This window comes from Pseudomonadales bacterium (assembly GCA_013215025.1).
Lineage (GTDB): Bacteria > Pseudomonadota > Gammaproteobacteria > Pseudomonadales > DT-91 > DT-91.
The window spans coordinates 1-2,217 of the sequence record JABSRR010000287.1; the positions used below are offsets into that span (position 1 = coordinate 1).

At 52.4% G+C, this 2,217-nt stretch carries 1 protein-coding gene; it reads left to right on the forward strand.

The window, feature by feature from the left end; translation table 11 throughout:
• Positions 1-174: 174 nt before the first annotated feature.
• Positions 175-2,217: DNA helicase II (gene uvrD / locus HRU21_12960; protein ID NRA43199.1), on the forward strand; the 2,043-nt coding region annotated here is incomplete at its 3' end.

The window sequence follows — 2,217 nt, forward strand, 5'->3', positions numbered from 1 at the left end:
AAAGCGTGCCGTTTTTGCGCTGTATTGTCAATACACTGTGATTTTATACAGTTTTTTGCCGTGGGCTGAGATCGTTACCGTTGCAGTTTATTAGCGTGGCTTTCGAGGTTTTGGCCTGTGGCTTAAATCGGCTTTACTGTATGCATATCCAGACTGGCTTGTTAGAATAGCCGCATGGATGTTTCAGAATTATTAGACGATTTAAACGATGCGCAGCGCGAGGCCGTGGCCGCACCGCTGGGCAATATGTTGGTATTGGCTGGGGCGGGTTCGGGTAAAACTCGGGTGCTGGTGCATCGCATCGCCTGGCTGGTGCAGGTTGAGCAGTTATCGCCACATGCGATTATGGCGGTTACCTTTACCAATAAAGCCGCCGCCGAGATGCGTGCGCGTATTGAAGATATGCTGCAGTTGCCGACCCGCGGTTTATGGGTGGGCACCTTTCATGCGCTGGCGCATCGCTTATTGAAGCAACATTGGCGCGAGGCGCAGCTGCCGCAAAATTTTCAGATTTTAGATGCCGATGATCAGCTGCGCGTGGTGAAGCGCGTGATGAAGGCGATGCAGCTGGATGAGGGGCAGTGGCCACCCAAGCAGGCGCAGCATTTTATCAATGCGCAAAAAGATGAGGGCCGTCGCGCAGAGCATATTGATAGCGCCGGCGATCTTTACCACCGCACCATGCTGCAGGTGTATAGCCAGTATCAGGCGGCTTGCGAGCAGGGCGGTTTGGTGGATTTTGCCGAAATTTTATTACGCTCGCATGAGCTGTGGCTTAAGCAGCCTGACTTGCTGGCACATTATCAGCAGCGCTTTCGCTGTATTTTGGTGGATGAGTTTCAAGATACCAATACAGTGCAGTATGCCTGGCTGCGAGTGCTGGCCGGCAAGCAGATGCATTTAATGGCGGTGGGTGATGATGACCAGTCGATCTATGGCTGGCGCGGTGCCAAAATTGAGAATATTCAGCGCGTGTCGCAAGATTTTGCGCAAACGGCGGTGATTCGCCTAGAACAAAACTACCGCTCTACCTCGACCATTTTGCATGCGGCGAATGCAGTGATTGCCAACAACCACGACCGCTTAGGTAAGGATTTATGGACCGATGGCGAGGCGGGTGAGCTGATTGAGCTATATGCTGCATTTAACGAGCATGATGAGGCGCGTTTTGCGGTCGATAAAATCGAGTCTATGCTGGCGTCTGAGAATATGCGCAAAGATGATATTGCCATGCTGTATCGCTCGAATGCGCAGTCGCGGGTGCTTGAGGAGGCATTGATTCGTGCCGCCGTGCCGTATCGTATTTATGGTGGTCAGCGTTTCTATGAACGTTTAGAGATTAAACACGCGCTGTCGTATTGTCGCCTGCTGATAAATCGCTACGACGATACCGCGTTTGAGCGGGTGCTCAATGTGCCTACCCGCGGCATTGGCAATAAGTCGGTTGAGGTGTTGCGTGAGGTGGCGCGTGATCAGGGCTGTCATTTATTTCAGGCGGTGGCGTATTGTCAGCAGCAGGGCCAGTTAAACGCCCGCGCCTTAAATGCCATCAACGGATTTTTAACGTTGCTGGATGAGATGCAGGCGGCTACTGAAGAGCTTGGCTTAGAGCAGCTGTTAGAGATAGTGATTGAGCGCTCGGGCTTGATTCCGCATTTTCAAAAAGAGAAGGGCGAAAAAGCGCAGGCGCGGCTTGATAACTTGGCCGAGCTTGTGGCTGCTGGGCGCGAGTTTGTGGCCGATGACGAGGAGGCGCTATCACCGCTGCAGCAGTTTTTAGATAACGCCGCGCTTGATGCGGGCGATGGTCAGGCTGATGTGTTTGAAGATAGCGTGCAGCTTATGACTCTGCATAGTGCGAAAGGGCTAGAGTTTAGTCATGTGTTTTTATTGGGTTTAGAGGAGCAGCTGTTTCCCCATAAGATGAGTTTGGAAGAGCCGGGACGTTTAGAGGAAGAGCGTCGGCTCTGCTATGTTGGCATTACTCGCGCGATGCGTCGATTATACTTGTCATATGCTGAGTCGCGCCGTTTGTACGGCACTGAAAACTATCAGCGGCCATCGCGCTTTTTAAAAGAAATACCGTCTGAGTATGTGCGTGAGGTGCGGTTGAAATCATCCGTTAGTCGCCCGGTTACCGCCAATAGCTATAGCAAGCCGGTGGCTGAGGATGTGCCGGTGCAGCTGGGTGGTCGCGTTATGCATCCCAAGTTTGGC